Raw genomic sequence first — 15,560 nt, 5'->3', positions numbered from 1 at the left:
CCATTCCCCGAAAATCAGGCGTACGCGTCAATTTGTCACATTCTCAAACCGCTGCGGAAAACTTAAACTGCATGCAACTCTTGTATGCGCTCCCTCTCCTAAGGGTAAAGAGTTTTAATATCCTTCCTCAATGCGGCTTTTAGCCGCATCTTTTTTTGGATGAGGTCGCTTATGGAACGAAACTATTCGCTAACGGCAGCTTCAGCCTTCGTAAAAACAGACGAGCTCCGCTCGCGCACGGCATTTCACGAAGCAGGCCACGCCGCCGCAATACATATCAGAAATCGGCAAAAGCAACTCCCCCCGGTTTTTTTTGAAATCCAAGTCAAACACTCATCAGCCAATAACAGCAAATTCTACGCCAAAGTTGTTGATGGCAACTTAACCCAGAACCTACCGATTGCAGTTATCGAAAGCTTCTCCTTTCTGACTGCCGACGAGCAACACAGTTGCCAACGGGCATACGAAGCCGATATCGTCAATTTACTTTCCGGCCCGTTAGCGGAAGCTAAACACGTATTAATTAGCGACGGCGAACCGTTCAATATTAATTTAATCGACATCAACGCACTGCGTTTTTACGGGGGACACTCGGATTTGGAGCGCGCCCAATATTACCTGGAAAGCTTTATTACATCTAAACTATTACGCGAGCAGAAACTTTCGGAACTATTGATCCAAGCTTATGAGTTTGTTGACGACTTCCGCTATTGGAACTGCATACAGAACTTAGCGCAATTTATTTTGGACAGCCGGCAAGAGGTCATCACTTGTGACGAAGCAATTAACGTGTTTGAACAAACGTTGACGGCTCCACCGAATATTCATTGGCCACGTAACGTCAGTCATGCCGGCCGCTAAGCGCTGAGATTCGCTATCGGCGGGCGTTTTCCAATTTTCCATTCGAAACGCGCCACGCCGAATCGTTTTATACCAAAACCCGCTCAATCCCACCTTCGCCAGCTTGCTTAATGTAGTTGCGCATCCAATCCTTGCCCAAAATCTGCTTGGCTATTTCCACCACGATATAATCCACCTCGATCTGCTCGACATCCCCTTGGTAACGCTGCAGACCCTGCATACACGACGGGCACGAGGTCAAAACCTTTATCGGCCCGAGAGTATCGTCGACCCGTAATTGACTGCAATCCTTGTGCAACTCTTGCGCCTTACGGTAACGAACTTGGGTAGAAATATCCGGGCGCGCCACGGCCAAAGTGCCGGATTCACCGCAACATCTGTCGCTTTTTGCGACCGGCGCATCCAATAGCCCTCTGACCGTAGCCATGGGATCTTGCTGCTTCATCGGGCTATGGCAAGGATCGTGATACAAATAGCGCGCGCCGTTAATTCCGTCCAACTTCACGCCTTTTTCCAATAAATATTCGTGTATGTCGATTAAACGGCAGCCCGGAAAGATTTTGTCGAATTCGTAATCGACCAATTGGTCCAAGCAGGTTCCGCAGCTGACCACGACCGTCTTAATATCCAGATAATTCAACGTATTGGCGACACGGTGAAACAATACCCGATTCTCGGTGGTAATCGTTTGTGCCTGATCGCTTTGTCCGGCCGCCCGTTGCGGATATCCGCAACACAGATACCCAGGCGGCAATACGGTTTGCACGCCGATGTGATACAGCATGGCTTGCGTGGCCAAACCGACTTGCGAAAACAAGCGCTCCGAACCGCAACCCGGAAAATAAAACACCGCTTCCGAATCGGTTTGAGTTTTTTGCCGATCACGAATAATGGGTACGATTTCCTGACTTTCGATGCCCAATAAGGCTCTGGCGGTTTTTGTGGGCAATTTCCCCGGCATTTTTCTATTCGTGAAATGCAGCACGTATTCGCGCAATTCCGGCCTACCCGTAGACGACGGCGGATGCGCCAACTGCGCTTTTCCCCATGGCCGCAGAAATAGGCTACCCATGCGCTGAGCCTTATACGCCCATTCGATCAGCAATTTGCGCATGAGCTTGACACTACCGGGCCTGCTGGCAGTGAGGAAGGCAATCGCGGCCGTTTTGACCGGGTTAAAACTTTGCTTACCCATCTTGCGCAGCAGGTTGCGCATGTTCATCGATACTTCGCCGAAATCGATGTCGACCGGACAGGGATTGAAGCACTTGTGGCAAACGGTGCAATGATCGGCGACGTCTTCGAACTCCTTCCAGTGGGTAATGGAAATGCCGCGCCGGGTCTGTTCTTCGTACAAAAACGCTTCGACCAATAGCGACGTCGCCAGAATTTTATTGCGCGGAGAATAAAGCAGGTTTGCTTGCGGTACGTGCGTAGAGCAAACCGGCTTGCATTTGCCGCAACGCAAACAGTCTTTGACCGATTCGGAAATCGCGCCGATATCGCTTTGCTGCATGATTAACGACTCAAAGCCCATCAGGCTGAACGAGGTCGTATAGGCGTTACCCAAATCCGCTCCGGGCATCAACTTGCCGCGATTGAAACGGCCTTCCGGATCGACTTGCTGTTTGTACGCATGAAAATCCGCTAATTCTTCCGGGCGCAGAAATTCGTATTTGGTGATGCCAATGCCATGCTCTCCGGAAATCACCCCCCCCAGCGAACGCGCCAGTTCCATGATGCGTGCCACGGCGGCATTAGCTTCCTGCAACATCTCGTAATGATCGGAATTCACCGGCAAATTGGTATGCACATTGCCGTCGCCGGCGTGCATGTGCAGGGCAACGAACACCCGTCCGCGCAATACCTCTTTGTGAATGGCCTGAATGCGCTCCAAAATCGGCCGAAAATTATCTCCGGCGAAAATTTCGCTCAATAAAGGCAGCAATTCATTCTTCCATGAAACCCGTAGCGAATAATCCTGCAAGCGGTGAAACAAGGTCGGCGCCGCCGCCCGGTTGGTCAACTCGCCGCACACTATCCGATATTCGGGAAATGTCGCTTCCGCCTGGTCTAACGACACATCCAAATGCTCGTAGATCCATTGCCACCGGCAACGCACAGTCTCTACCGCCTCCAGGGCTTGTTGGCGGCGCTCGGAAAGCACTGCGTTTTTGTTATGGTCTTCCTCGTACACTCGTAGCGGCAAATCGCCGGCCAACCATTGCGCCAACACCTGGCACAGCCGCAATTTATTACGCAACGACAATTCGATATTGATACGTTCGATGCCGTCGCAGTAGTCACCCATGCGCGGCAAGGGTATCACTACGTCTTCATTGATCTTGAACGCATTGGTGTGCTTGGCGATGGCCGCGGTGCGCGCCCTATCCAGCCAAAACCGTTTGCGACTTTCGGCGCTGACTGCAATAAACCCCTCCGCGCCGCGGTCGTTGCACATACGCACCACTTCGGAGGCGGCTAACGCGACTTGGTTTTCGTCGTCGCCGACGATATCGCCGATCAACACCATCTTGGGCCGGGCTTGCCGCCGGGCTTTGCTGGCATAACCCACGGCTTTCACGTACCGCTCGTCCAAATGCTCCAAGCCGGCTAGCATCACCCGCGTATTCCCGGTTTTCGGCAAAGCCGCCAGATAATCGCGAATTTCCACGATAGCCGGCACCGCTTCCCGCACTTGGCCGTAAAACTCCAGACAAAAAGTGCGGGTATGCGGCGGCATTTTGTGCAATATCCAGCGGGCGGAGGTAATGATCCCGTCGCAGCCTTCCTTTTGCACACCGGGCAAACCGCCCAGAAATTTATCGGTCACATCCTTGCCCAGCTCGCCTTTGCGAAATTGCGCCCCACTCATGACCAAACGTTCTTCGCTCAGCAACTTTTGAGTTTTGGCGTCCAAGGACTTCAAATTAAAAGCGACTTCATCCTGGTCGTGTATCTTGCCCAAGTTATGATTCAGACGTTCCACTTCCAACCAATTGCCGTCCGGCATGACCATGCGCCAGGACAATAAGTTATCCAAGGCCGTCCCCCACAACACCGCTTTTTTGCCGCCGGCGTTCATCGCGATATTTCCGCCTATGCAAGACGCGTCGGCGGAGGTCGGATCGCAAGCAAACACCAAGCCCGCATGTTCGGCCGCATCCATGACCCGGCGGGTAACCACCCCGGCCTCGGTGAAAACCGTGGCATAGGGCTGAGCGACCCCCGGCAGCTGGGTTTCCAAGTCGATAGCGCCTATCCGTACCAACTTCTCGGTGTTGATTACGGCGGAATAGGGCGTCAAAGGCACGGCACCTCCGGTATACCCGGTACCGCCGCCGCGCGGAATCATGGTCAAGCCGAGCTTAATGCAACCGCGCACCAACTGGCCGATTTCGGCCTCGCTATCCGGATACAACACCAGAAACGGATATTCCACCCGCCAATCCGTCGCGTCGGTAACGTGTGCCACCCGCGCAAAACCGTCGAAGCGGATATTGTCTTTACGCGTATATTTAGTCAGCTGAGACATAGCTTTGCGCCGCAAATCCCGAGTCCTGTCGAAATGCGCTTCGAAGCTATCCACCGCTTGATGTGCAGCTTCTATCAACACGCCGACCCGGCGGGCACGATCCGGGAACTCGGCTTCGTGCTCGTGATGGCGCACTTCCATTTGTTTAAGCCGATGCCGCAACGCATCGAGCAAAGCGCGCCGACGCTTGCCGTTATCGAGCAGATCGTCTTCCAGATAAGGATTACGTTGCACCGCCCAGATATCGCCTAACACCTCGAACAGCATGCGCGCCGAGCGCCCGGTAATGCGCTCGTTACGCAACGACTCCAAAACGCGCGCATTTTCCGCCCCCAACAAACGGACGACGATTTCCCGGTCGGAGAATGAAGTGTAGTTGTAAGGAATTTCGCGCAGCCTCGCGGGCTGCGCATCGACAAACGTCTGAGAAATTTGGGAATCCACGAAAATTCTGACCAATCGCCTGATTGAAATGCTGGCATTGTATCACCGGCGTTCGCGCGCAAGACCATAATCAATCGGGCCAATCGTGGCACACGCAAGGGAAAAACACTATTTCTCCTTTGGAAATTCAACACCTTATAGACACATTCCAATAACCAAGCGCTTTACTAAGAAATTAAACAAGACTAGAATAGTCCTAATTGTTGAGAGCCCTATGTTCAAATTAAGCAAACTGACGGACTATGCCACTGTAATACTGAGCGTATTGGCCAAAGACAAAGCCCGGCTCCACGGCGCTTTGGAAATTGCCGAGACCACGGGTATCGCTCTGCCTACCGTCAGCAAGATATTGAAAATTTTGACCAAAGCCGGCGTGTTGGCCTCCGTGCGTGGCGCCAAAGGCGGCTACTTATTGGCTAAAGATCCCGATAGAATTACAGTGGCTACCATCATTAGCGCGCTGGAAGGCCCGATAGGCCTGACCGAATGCTCGGTTTCGCACAAAGGCTGCGAACAAGCCGCAGGCTGCCGCATCCAGGGCAACTGGCACTTGGTCAATCAAAAAATCGCCTTGGCACTGGAGTCGGTTACCCTGGCCGACATGATCCAGCCCTTTAAACAACCCAGCGAAGTCAGCATTCCTGTCAGCCGCTTATACCGTTAACGAATAGAGAAAGCCTATGTCTGCCACCGCCAAAGAAATCGAACAGCTGATACGTAAAGAGTACACGCCCGGCTTCGTTACCGAGTTGGAAGTCGACACGTTTCCGCCCGGCCTGGACGAAGACGTGATCCGCAAGCTGTCCATCGTCAAAAACGAACCGGAATTCATGCTGGAGTACCGGCTCAAAGCGTTTAGACATTGGCAAAGCATGCCGTCACCCAACTGGGCCCAGTTAAAAATCGATCCTATCGATTATCAGGCCATCAGTTATTACTCCGCGCCTAAGTCGAAGAAAGACAAACCCAAAAGCCTGGACGAAGTCGATCCTGAATTGCTGGAAACCTACAAAAAGCTGGGCATACCCTTGGACGAACAAGAACGACTGGCCGGCATCGCCGTCGACGCGGTGTTCGACAGCGTATCGGTAGCCACCACATTTAAAGAAAAGCTCAAGGAAGCCGGCGTCATTTTTTGCCCAATCTCCGAAGCGTTGCAGGAACACCCTGAACTGGTCAAACAATACCTGGGCAGCGTGGTACCGGTCGGCGACAATTTCTTCGCCGCGCTGAATTCGGCGGTGTTTACCGACGGATCTTTCGTTTATATCCCCAAAGGCGTGCGCTGCCCGATGGAATTGTCCACATACTTTAGGATCAACGCCGCCAACACCGGCCAGTTCGAGCGCACGCTGATCATCGCCGACGCAGACTCGCACGTATCGTATTTAGAAGGCTGCACCGCACCTATGCGCGACGAAAACCAGCTACATGCCGCAGTGGTGGAATTGGTGGCATTGGATAACGCTCAAATCAAATATTCCACTGTGCAAAACTGGTATCCGGGCGACAAAGACGGCAAGGGCGGGATTTACAACTTCGTCACCAAACGGGCGGAATGCCGCGGCCGTAATGCCAAGGTTTCCTGGACCCAAGTCGAGACCGGCTCGGCTATCACCTGGAAATACCCTAGCTGCGTGCTACTGGGCGACAACTCGATCGGCGAGTTTTATTCGGTGGCGCTGACCAACAACCTGCAACAGGCTGACACCGGCACCAAGATGATCCACATCGGCAAAAACACCCGCAGCACTATAGTGTCCAAGGGTATTTCCGCCGGTAGGGCGCAGAACACCTACCGCGGCTTGGTCAAAGTGGCCAAATCCGCCGAAAATGCCCGCAACCATACCCAGTGCGATTCGCTGCTGGTCGGCGACCGCTGCGGCGCGCATACCTTTCCGTATGTCGAAGTCAAACAACCCACGGCGCAAATTGAACACGAAGCCACTACCTCCAAAATCAGCGAAGACCAGCTGTTCTTCTGCCAACAACGCGGCCTGTCGCCGGAAGATGCAGTGTCGATGATTGTGAATGGGTTTTGTAAGGAAGTGTTTAAGGAATTGCCGATGGAGTTTGCGGTCGAGGCGCAGGCGTTGTTGGGGATTAGCTTGGAAGGGGCGGTTGGCTGATGGCCGAACTCAACACTGATTATTTCACCCGTTGCATCGTCACCTTGGAGCGGGCGCAAGGGTATCTAAGCGAACGCGCCGACGATGAAGCGATGTATGACATTTACCGCGCCGCTTGTGTGAAGGAATTCGAGATCATCCTGGAACAGTCCGGCAAATTGTTGAAAAAGGCTTTAAAGCCCTATTTTGCGTCACCGAAGCAGGTCGATGCATTGACCTTCAAAGATGTATTTCGCCATGCCGCCAAGCATGGTTTGATTTCGGTGGAGGCTGTAGAGCGTTGGTTACAGTATCGGGACAACCGTAACGATACTGCCCATGATTACGGCGAGGGTTTTGCGGAGGAAACTTTGAATCTGTTGCCGCAATTTATTGCCGACGCCAAGCAGCTAAACGACGTGATCAGCGGGCAATTTTAGTGCCGGACAAATTGCTGTTAAGAGAACAGGATAGACGGCGTTTGCGGGATTTGTTGGTGCAGCATTTGCCCGGCGTCACGGCTTGGGCTTACGGTTCCAGAGTCAACGGCGATGCCCACGACGCGAGTGATTTGGACATTGTGTTGCGATCGGCGGATTTGGACAAAATTCCTTTAAAGGCTTTGGAACGTTTTCAGGAAGCGGTGCGGGAGTCGAATATCCCGATACTGATTGAGGCGAGAGATTGGGCGCGCTTGCCGGAGTCGTTTCATCGGGAGATATTGCGGGATTACGTAGAGTTGGGGGAGTGAATTTCGGTTTTCGTAGGTTGGGTTAGGTGACAGCCGTAACCCAACATGACGGCTTTTCATTTGAAGGTGTCGCTGTCGCGACGGGTGGTTTTTGATGTCGGTTCGCGGACCGACGGCCGCGATACTTTCTTTTGCTTGGCGAGCCACAGGAATGTGGCGAATGCCGAAAATGCAGGAGCAATTTTCGGCCAAAAGAAAGTATCCAAAGAAAAGGCCACCCCATGCCGCTTGGATTCTGCGCTCCAAAGGCTTTGAACGGGTTTTTTGAAAGGGCATCCCAGCCCTTAAGAAAAACGCGATGCATCCCTGCATCGCCCCAGCGGGCAATTCCGTTCAAACCCTCCGGTGCTCGGCGCGGCATCAGGGGGTTAAACCTGTAACGAGCTTGAAAGTGGCCTGGTGTTCTTGCGTTAGCAGAAATTCGTAGGATTTGACGGCGAATAGAGGTTTATCTCTACGTTCAGAAAATCCTACGAATTAGGATGGGCTATAAAACCCAAGTATTTTTTTTACTTGGAATGACAATTTTATTTCAGCAAATGAAATTTGAATGTCTCTAACTTTTCTAAAGCGGCAATTCCATGAAAGTAAATATCGAATTTGAATGGGTTAGTAAATTTGAAATTACCAAAAGACAGCTGAATAGAGCTATCTTGTTATTTCTGCATGAGAAATATTATATATATGCCACGACTTTAGCTGGTGCCAACGAAGAAATCCTTGGAGAACTTGTCAGATTAAACGGCGACAAGAGTTATATCGACATTTATATGAAGAATATTGACCAAGTTAAACAAGAAAATCAGCCTAAAAATGAATACATAAAAAGAAATTTATTGAATTATCTCAGGAATAAATATAAGCATTCAAACGATAATTCTGACAAAGACCCCCCAGTATCACAAAACATAGCGGAAGAATATATTAATCGTGCAATTTATAATTACCAGCTGCTAGACAACGCGCAAAACAGTTTTATTCAGAAATATAAAAACCCTAGGAAAGCATTAGGCTCGCGTAGTTCAGATTATTCTTTACCAATCGCCCCTAACAATTAGAGGCCAAATAATGGCGTACCCATATTTAAGTGACTTGATAAATTCTGTGCTTGGAACGCAGATACATCTTCCCATTGCAACATTTGGCAGCTTTGTTGCCTTGTCGATAATTGTTTCGACATGGGTTGGAAAAAAGGAAGTTATACGATTTGAAACGGACAACATCCTACCCAACCCAGCGAGAAACTCCGGCACTCATTTGCCGGCGCATCAAATGCTAAACGACTTGATGTTTGCCTGTACAATCAGTGGAATTTTAGGTGCGCGTATATTTCATATTCTTGAGCACCCAAGAGAATTCATAGACAATCCGGCATCACTGATTTTTTCAAACGGGGGATTTTCGTTTTATGGAGGATTAGTATTTGCGTTTACCACGGGATATTTATTTTTAAAAAAGCGATCGATTCCATTTGCACCCATGCTCGATGCTTTAGCGCCTTCAATGATTTTAGGCTACGGAATTGGGCGGATTGGCTGTCAAGTATCCGGCGACGGAGACTGGGGTATTCCTGCGAACATGTTATTAAAGCCGAATTGGCTTCCCGATTGGTTGTGGGCTCAAACATACGAAAATAATATAGTCGGCGTTTTCATTCAAGCGCCAGGAGTGTACCCAACGCCGCTATACGAAATTTTCATGGCTTTTTGCATTTTTTCGGTGCTGTGGCTGTTTAGAAAAAGGCCGTATACGAAAGGGTATATATTTTCAATATATTTGGTATTGAGTGGTTTTGAGCGATTATTGATTGAAAAAATAAGAGTAAATTCGCAGTACACGTTCTTGGATGTTGATTTTACTCAGGCGGAACTTATTTCTACACTATTAATTTTAATTGGACTTTACATTATATTGCAGTCATCTAAGACGAAGTACACTTCTAAAGTTATTTTTTCAATACTGGTATTTGGAGCATTATCCGCTTGTTCGAAACTATAAAAACTTAGCCCGCGTAGATACTATTAGCGAAGCGTAATCGGACGAATGGACTAATAAGAAATCGGTATTTTTCGATTTACAAAATCGAACTTTTTTGGTGAATGAGGCAAATAGGCTGAAAAGCTAAACATACGTCCGATTACGCTTCGCTAATCGGACCTACCATTTCGACTTATAACTTTAATTTCGGGATGGTTTTCTCCCGTAATGCCGCACCGAGCACCGGCGGGTTTGAGCGGACAAATCGGCAGGATAGCCGATTTGCATGCGTTAGCACCCGCAGGGTGAGGTACATGGATGTATTGAGTGATTTGCCCGTAGGGGCGATGCAGGGATGCATCGCGTTTTTCGTAGGGGCTCGGAAGCCCCTTCGGAAAACCCCGCTCAAACCCGACAAATTTGCCTGGAGCAAATTTGAGCAGCCGATAGGCTGACCCGTAAGGGCGAAAACCAAGGATGGTTTTCGTATTCGCGCAGGGAATAAGCGGCATCCGGGGGTCTTTTCTTTTGGATACTTTTCTTTGGACAAGCAAGGAAAAGTATCGCGGTTGTCGGTCCGCGAACCGACACATTTAATTAAACCGTCGCGTTAGCGACACAAAAACAAAGATTTAAATGCTGGGTGTCGCATTGCTCTACCCAGCCTACATTTTAAAAACTTAGGTACAAAACGTATGCTCAGCATAAAAAATCTCCACGTATCAATAAACGACAAACCCATCCTCAAAGGCCTGACCCTGGACATCAACCCAGGCGAAGTCCACGCCATTATGGGCCCCAACGGCGCCGGCAAGAGCACATTGTCTCACGTGCTGTCCGGTAAGCCGGGCTACGAAGTCACCGCCGGCAGCGTGACTTACCAAGGCAAAGACCTGCTGGACATGGCCCCGGAAATCCGCGCCCGCGAAGGGGTGTTTCTGGCCTTTCAATATCCGGTGGAAATCCCCGGCGTCAGCAATATTTATCTTTTGAAAGCCGCTCTGAATGCGATGCGCAAGCATCTCGGCCTGCCGGAAGTGGATGCGATGGATTTTCTGACCATCGTCAAAAGCAAGGTAAAACTACTGCAGATGGACGAGAAGTTTTTGTACCGCGCGGTTAACGAAGGTTTTTCCGGCGGCGAGAAAAAGCGTAACGAGATTCTGCAGGCGGCAGTGCTGGAACCGAAATTGTGCATACTCGACGAGACCGATTCCGGCCTGGACATCGATGCTTTGCGCATTGTCGCCGAGGGTGTCAATTCCTTGCGTTCGCCCGAGCGTTCTTTCTTGATGATCACCCATTATCAGCGCCTGCTGGATTACATCAAACCCGATGTGGTGCACGTGCTGGCGAACGGCAAGATCGTCAAATCCGGCGGGCCGGAGCTGGCGCTGGAATTGGAAGAAAAAGGTTACAGTTGGCTGGAAGGGCAGGCGGCATGATGGCGGCACAACAATCGGCTTATGCTTATTTGGCCGCCTATCAGGCGATGGCTCGATCATTGCCGGGCACTGATTTGCCGTGGCTGCAGCAGTTTCGTGCCGAAGGTTTAAGTGCTTTCGAAGCGCACGGCTTTCCGAATCTACGCGACGAAGAGTGGCGTTATACCAATCTGGCGGTTTTAAACAAAACCCTGTTTACGCCCTGCGATAATCGGGCTGTCGATGCGGATTGGCTGGATGCCTATCGGTTGGAAAACGCTTGGAGCGTGGTGCTGGTCAACGGCTGCTTTATGCCGGAGTTGTCGCGGCTATCCGGTTTGCCGGCGCAGGCTTCGATACAAAGTTTAGCCGACACCTTACGCCGGCAACCGGAGTTGCTGCAAAACCGTTTGGGCGCGGCGGTCGGCAATGACGAGCATAGCTTGGTGGCATTTAACAGCGCCTGGTCCGGCGACGGCGTGGTAATCGAAGTCGCCGCCGACCATCGGCTGGCAAAACCCTTACAGATTTTGCATGTGGCGACGGCGGAAAATGCTTTGGCCGCAACCCGCAACCTGTTTGTTATCGGCGCGGGAGCGGAAGCGGGCATTATCGAAACCTATATCGGCAGCGCGTCCGGCTATTTTTCCGCCGCCGTCAACGAATGTTTTCTGGCTGCCAATGCGGGTTTGACCGTATATAAATGGCAGGCCGAAGCCGAAAAGGCTTGCCATTTCGGCGGCACCTACGTCAAACAAGCCCGCGACAGCCGCTTCATGCATCACAACTTTGCCTTCGGCGCTTTATTGGCGCGCAGCGATATACATAGCGATTTGGAACTGGCCGCGGAGTGTCGGTTGAACGGTTTGTATCTGGGCGGCAATCGCCAGCATATCGATAACCACACCCGCATCAACCATTTGCAGCCGCGGGGCGTCAGCCGCGAATTTTACAAAGGGGTGCTGGATAACCGAGCGCGAGGCGTGTTTCAAGGCCGGGTGATTGTGGTTGAGGATGCACAACAGACCGATTCGGAAATGAACAACCGCAATCTGTTGTTATCGGCGGATGCGGAAGTCGATACCAAGCCGCAACTGGAAATTTATGCCGACGATGTGAAATGTTCGCACGGCGTCACGGTCGGCCAGTTGGAGGAAAAATCAGTGTTTTATCTGCAATCACGCGGTATCGATGCGGAAACGGCAAGAAACATTTTGACTTTTGCCTTTGCCAATGAAATGGTCGATAAGCTGGAGAATGCCGAACTGAAAGGCTTGTTATTGAAGGAGTTGTTGGAACGATTTCCGGCGATGAGTTTGTAGTCCTGAATTCGCGCTTACAAAATATCTGCGGCTCGAACTTGAATCTCCGGCAGCGATACCGGATTGATAGCGTCGTCTTTGGACAGAGTGCTTTGCTCCCGATAATCACCGCTTTCCGGTTGCCGGTAAACTTCCAGGCAGTTATCGACCAAGTTGACGATCCAATATTCCGGAATCAGGTGGGTGGCGTAAAGCCGGCGTTTTTGCTCGCGGTCGAAGCATAAGGTGCTGTCGGAGACTTCGATGATTAGCAACACGTCGGCGGCAGTGGGGTGGCGAGTGGTATAAAAATCGGTATCGGGTTTAAGCAGTAAGACGTCAGGCTCCGGTTCCGACAGGTCGCCCAGTCGGATCGGGCCTTGTATACGAACAACGATTCCTCGATCCCATAAGCGGGAGAAAATGCGATTTAAACGATCAACATGTCCAGCATGATTAAATCCGATGGGTGCCATGTGCAAAATTTCTCCTTCAATCAATTCCATGCGCGCTTCGGGCGGAAAAATGCCGGCCTCGCCCATGCGATGCCATTCTGCAATGTCGGTGAGGTGTTTTTGAGGAAAAACGGCGACCATGGTGGTATCCAAGTAAGGAATCGACTGAATCGATTCTAATGTTTAGTAACGACCAAATCAATTTAACCCATTAGCGAGCGATGAGCACATTTCCTATCGAACAAATCCGCGCCGATTTCCCTATCCTCGGCGAGAAAATCCGCAATAAGCCCTTGGTTTACTTGGACAACGCCGCCAGTTGCCAGAAGCCGCAAGCGGTGATCGATGCCATCGTCCATACCTATAGCCGCGAATACGCCAACATTCATCGCGGCGTGCATACCTTGAGCGTCAAAGCCACCGACAAGTTCGAAGGCGCGCGGGAGAAGGTCAGGGCCTTCATCAATGCGGCTAGCACCAAGGAAATCATCTTCGTGCGCGGCGCGACCGAGGCGATCAATCTGGTGGCGCAAAGTTACGGTCATTCGCAGCTTAAAGCCGGCGACGAAATCGTAATCAGCGCGATGGAACATCACGCCAACATCGTGCCGTGGCAGATGCTTTGTCAGCAGACCGGCACGGTATTGAAAGTGGTACCTATCAACCAAAAGGGCGAACTGATGTTCGACGCCTTCGAACAGTTACTGGGCGAAAAAACCAAATTGGTGGCTATCGCCCATATGTCCAATGCCTTGGGCACCATCAACCCGGTCGAGAAAATCGTCGCCGCAGCCCACGCCAAAAATATTCCGGTGTTGCTCGACGGCGCCCAGGCGATACCGCATATGCCGGTCGACGTGCGGGCTCTGGATTGCGATTTTTACGTATTCTCCGGTCACAAACTCTACGGTCCATCCGGTACCGGCGTGTTGTACGGCAAGCAAGCCTTACTGGAAGCGATGCCGCCGTACCAAGGCGGCGGCGACATGATCCGGCAGGTCACTTTCGAGAAAACCACTTACGCCGGTCTGCCGCAAAAGTTCGAAGCCGGTACGCCGGCGATTGCCGAAATCATCGGCCTGGGCGCGGCCATCGACTACGTCAGTGCCGTCGGCATGGCTAATATCGCCGCTTACGAGGCCGAGTTGCTGACTTACGCCACCGAGCAAGCTCGGCAAATCCAAGGCCTCAACATCATCGGCCAAGCTGAACATAAAGGCGGCATTTTGTCGTTCACGCTGGATCATATCCATCCGCACGACATAGGCACGATGCTGGATAGCCTGGGGATCGCCGTGCGCGCCGGCCACCACTGCGCCATGCCTGTGATGGATTTTTACGGCGTGCCGGCCACCGCGCGGGCCTCGTTTGCAATGTACAATACCCGGCAAGAAATCGATATTTTGCTGCAAGGCATTCAATCTTTAATCGAGGTGTTTGGCTAATGTTTGACGAACTACGCGACCTGTACCAAGAAGTTATCTTCGACCACAACCGCAATCCACGCAACTTCCGCATCATGGAAGACGCCAACCGGCGCGTGGACGGTTTTAATCCATTGTGCGGCGACAAATTGACTTTATTTTTGAAAATCAACGACAACCACGTGATCGACGATGCCAGCTTTCAAGGCTCGGGCTGTGCGATTTCCACCGCATCGGTGTCGCTGATGACCGAAATCATCAAAGGCTTAAGCGAGAACGAGGCCGAAGCCCTGTTCAAGCAATTTCACGAAATGACCACCGGCAAGAGCGAGGACATCAATTTGGAGGCCATCGGCAAGCTGGCGGTATTAGCGGGCGTGCGCGAATATCCGGCCCGGGTCAAGTGCGCGACCCTAGCCTGGCATACTTTGGATGCAGCCCTGAAAAACCAACTGGAAGCGGTTTCTACCGAATAAGCCTTAGCGACAGTGGCAAGGGATGTCTGATCCGACCGCCGCCGCTAACGGAACCTTGGCGCTCATTCGCACCGAGATTGCCGATGCGCGCGTCGAAGATATAGCGATAAGCCTAGGCGCACCGATCCTGACATTCGACGAGGCCACAGACAGCGCTCACGGCTATTTTCTGGCCTACCGCAACGGCAGCTTGACCTTGTTAGACAGACAAAGCTTGAAAAAAGGCGGCTTGACGGTAGACATAGCCCCGCGCCCCGGCGAACAGCATTCCTACCCGGCGCCGAAAAAAGATTTGTTGGCACAAGCCATTGGCAAAAAAACCGAAACCGTCGTCGACGCCACAACCGGCTGGGCGCAAGACAGCTTGGCCTTGTTTAGGATGGGTTATCAAGTGACCAGCATCGAGCGTTCGCCGGTGATGGCGGCCCTCATCCGCGACGGCTACCAGCGTTTAGCGCAAAAAGATTGGGTGCAACGGCGAGAACTGCAACCGCCCAATCTACTGATCGGCAATGCTATCCGCTTGTTGGCCGGCTTGCCGAAAACGCCGGAGTGCATTTACTTGGACCCCATGTTCCCGCCCAAACGCAAGCAATCGGCCGCCACGCGAAAATCGATGGCGGTTTTGCGCGATATTCTAGGCGACGACCTGGACCGGCAGCAATTATTCACCGCCGCTTGGTCGGCGACGGGCAAGCGCGTCGTGGTAAAAAGCCCGGATTATGCCGAACCGCTGGGCGGCAAACCTTCGACCGTTTACTCGGGCAAACTGTTACGTTACGACGTGTATCTGAAATGAGGAGA

Annotated in this window: 15 protein-coding genes; 13 read left to right on the top strand and 2 right to left on the bottom strand. The window is 51.7% G+C overall.

Annotated elements, in window-relative coordinates:
- Positions 1-171 precede the first annotated feature (171 nt).
- A complete protein-coding gene (locus tag AB0A83_RS03090) occupies positions 172-861 on the top strand; it encodes a hypothetical protein (protein WP_150046632.1) in 690 nt (229 codons plus the stop codon).
- 67 nt (positions 862-928) lie between these two features.
- Here the strand turns inward: AB0A83_RS03090 and AB0A83_RS03085 are convergent, their stop codons facing one another.
- Positions 929-4,840, bottom strand: coding sequence for a DUF3683 domain-containing protein (locus AB0A83_RS03085; protein ID WP_367155375.1), 3,912 nt, complete (start codon positions 4,838-4,840; stop codon positions 929-931).
- A 214-nt stretch (positions 4,841-5,054) separates the two neighbouring features.
- On the opposite strand from AB0A83_RS03085, the gene AB0A83_RS03080 reads away from it, so the two are divergent.
- The 9 genes from AB0A83_RS03080 (at position 5,055) to sufD (ending at position 12,422) form a co-directional block, all read left to right on the top strand.
- Positions 5,055-5,504 carry an SUF system Fe-S cluster assembly regulator gene (locus AB0A83_RS03080; RefSeq protein ID WP_150046628.1) on the top strand — a complete coding sequence of 150 codons (450 nt, stop codon included), beginning with the start codon at positions 5,055-5,057 and terminating at the stop codon, positions 5,502-5,504.
- 16 nt (positions 5,505-5,520) lie between these two features.
- Positions 5,521-6,969 carry a Fe-S cluster assembly protein SufB gene (gene sufB, locus AB0A83_RS03075; RefSeq protein WP_150046626.1) on the top strand — a complete coding sequence of 483 codons (1,449 nt, stop codon included), beginning with the start codon at positions 5,521-5,523 and terminating at the stop codon, positions 6,967-6,969.
- Positions 6,969-7,388 (top strand): nucleotidyltransferase substrate binding protein, encoded by a 420-nt coding sequence (locus AB0A83_RS03070; RefSeq protein WP_150046624.1) that lies wholly within the window; start codon positions 6,969-6,971, stop codon positions 7,386-7,388. Before sufB ends, AB0A83_RS03070 begins: the two co-directional genes overlap by 1 nt.
- The gene (locus AB0A83_RS03065) at positions 7,388-7,699 is read left to right on the top strand and encodes a nucleotidyltransferase domain-containing protein (protein WP_367155374.1); all 312 of its coding nucleotides are present in this window, start codon (positions 7,388-7,390) and stop codon (positions 7,697-7,699) included. The genes AB0A83_RS03070 and AB0A83_RS03065 overlap by 1 nt, the downstream gene beginning before the upstream one ends.
- A 45-nt stretch (positions 7,700-7,744) precedes the next feature.
- Positions 7,745-7,954, top strand: a complete 210-nt coding sequence (locus AB0A83_RS03060) for a hypothetical protein (RefSeq protein WP_367155373.1) — start codon at positions 7,745-7,747, stop codon at positions 7,952-7,954.
- Positions 7,955-8,280: 326 nt separating this feature from the next.
- The gene (locus AB0A83_RS03055; protein WP_367155372.1) at positions 8,281-8,757 is read left to right on the top strand and encodes a hypothetical protein; all 477 of its coding nucleotides are present in this window, start codon (positions 8,281-8,283) and stop codon (positions 8,755-8,757) included.
- A gap of 10 nt (positions 8,758-8,767) precedes the next feature.
- Complete coding sequence (locus tag AB0A83_RS03050) at positions 8,768-9,697, top strand: prolipoprotein diacylglyceryl transferase (RefSeq protein ID WP_150046616.1); 930 nt, start codon at positions 8,768-8,770, stop codon at positions 9,695-9,697.
- 674 nt (positions 9,698-10,371) lie between these two features.
- A complete protein-coding gene (gene sufC / locus AB0A83_RS03045) occupies positions 10,372-11,121 on the top strand; it encodes a Fe-S cluster assembly ATPase SufC (protein WP_150046614.1) in 750 nt (249 codons plus the stop codon).
- Positions 11,121-12,422, top strand: a complete 1,302-nt coding sequence (gene sufD / locus AB0A83_RS03040; protein WP_150051756.1) for a Fe-S cluster assembly protein SufD — start codon at positions 11,121-11,123, stop codon at positions 12,420-12,422. The genes sufC and sufD overlap by 1 nt, the downstream gene beginning before the upstream one ends.
- 14 nt (positions 12,423-12,436) lie before the next feature.
- Here sufD and AB0A83_RS03035 read toward each other — a convergent pair whose 3' ends face one another.
- A complete protein-coding gene (locus AB0A83_RS03035; RefSeq protein WP_367155370.1) occupies positions 12,437-12,997 on the bottom strand; it encodes a Uma2 family endonuclease in 561 nt (186 codons plus the stop codon).
- 80 nt (positions 12,998-13,077) lie between these two features.
- Between AB0A83_RS03035 and AB0A83_RS03030 the strand changes: the two genes are divergently transcribed.
- From AB0A83_RS03030 to AB0A83_RS03020, 3 genes are read left to right on the top strand one after another with little or no spacing between them, the layout of a single operon-like run.
- Complete coding sequence (locus tag AB0A83_RS03030; RefSeq protein ID WP_150046610.1) at positions 13,078-14,301, top strand: cysteine desulfurase; 1,224 nt, start codon at positions 13,078-13,080, stop codon at positions 14,299-14,301.
- A complete protein-coding gene (sufU, locus tag AB0A83_RS03025) occupies positions 14,301-14,756 on the top strand; it encodes a Fe-S cluster assembly sulfur transfer protein SufU (RefSeq protein ID WP_150046608.1) in 456 nt (151 codons plus the stop codon). The genes AB0A83_RS03030 and sufU overlap by 1 nt, the downstream gene beginning before the upstream one ends.
- A gap of 22 nt (positions 14,757-14,778) precedes the next feature.
- Positions 14,779-15,555, top strand: coding sequence for a class I SAM-dependent methyltransferase (locus AB0A83_RS03020; protein WP_367155369.1), 777 nt, complete (start codon positions 14,779-14,781; stop codon positions 15,553-15,555).
- Positions 15,556-15,560: the final 5 nt, after the last annotated feature.

This window comes from Methylomonas sp. HYX-M1 (assembly GCF_040741385.1).
GTDB classification, from domain to species: Bacteria; Pseudomonadota; Gammaproteobacteria; order Methylococcales; family Methylomonadaceae; genus Methylomonas; species Methylomonas rhizoryzae.
The sequence above is the reverse complement of the archived record's forward strand: the minus strand, read 5'-3'. Positions and strand labels throughout refer to the sequence as shown.

Coding starts and splice junctions, on each gene's coding strand:
- AB0A83_RS03090 (WP_150046632.1), top strand. CDS start 172: ATGGAACGAAACTATTCGCTAACGGCAGCTTCAGCCTTCGTAAAAACA.
- AB0A83_RS03030 (WP_150046610.1), top strand. CDS start 13,078: ATGAGCACATTTCCTATCGAACAAATCCGCGCCGATTTCCCTATCCTC.
- AB0A83_RS03070 (WP_150046624.1), top strand. CDS start 6,969: ATGGCCGAACTCAACACTGATTATTTCACCCGTTGCATCGTCACCTTG.
- AB0A83_RS03035 (WP_367155370.1), bottom strand. CDS start 12,997: ATGGTCGCCGTTTTTCCTCAAAAACACCTCACCGACATTGCAGAATGG.
- AB0A83_RS03050 (WP_150046616.1), top strand. CDS start 8,768: ATGGCGTACCCATATTTAAGTGACTTGATAAATTCTGTGCTTGGAACG.
- AB0A83_RS03055 (WP_367155372.1), top strand. CDS start 8,281: ATGAAAGTAAATATCGAATTTGAATGGGTTAGTAAATTTGAAATTACC.
- AB0A83_RS03080 (WP_150046628.1), top strand. CDS start 5,055: ATGTTCAAATTAAGCAAACTGACGGACTATGCCACTGTAATACTGAGC.
- sufU (WP_150046608.1), top strand. CDS start 14,301: ATGTTTGACGAACTACGCGACCTGTACCAAGAAGTTATCTTCGACCAC.
- AB0A83_RS03020 (WP_367155369.1), top strand. CDS start 14,779: ATGTCTGATCCGACCGCCGCCGCTAACGGAACCTTGGCGCTCATTCGC.
- sufD (WP_150051756.1), top strand. CDS start 11,121: ATGGCGGCACAACAATCGGCTTATGCTTATTTGGCCGCCTATCAGGCG.
- AB0A83_RS03060 (WP_367155373.1), top strand. CDS start 7,745: ATGACGGCTTTTCATTTGAAGGTGTCGCTGTCGCGACGGGTGGTTTTT.
- sufB (WP_150046626.1), top strand. CDS start 5,521: ATGTCTGCCACCGCCAAAGAAATCGAACAGCTGATACGTAAAGAGTAC.
- sufC (WP_150046614.1), top strand. CDS start 10,372: ATGCTCAGCATAAAAAATCTCCACGTATCAATAAACGACAAACCCATC.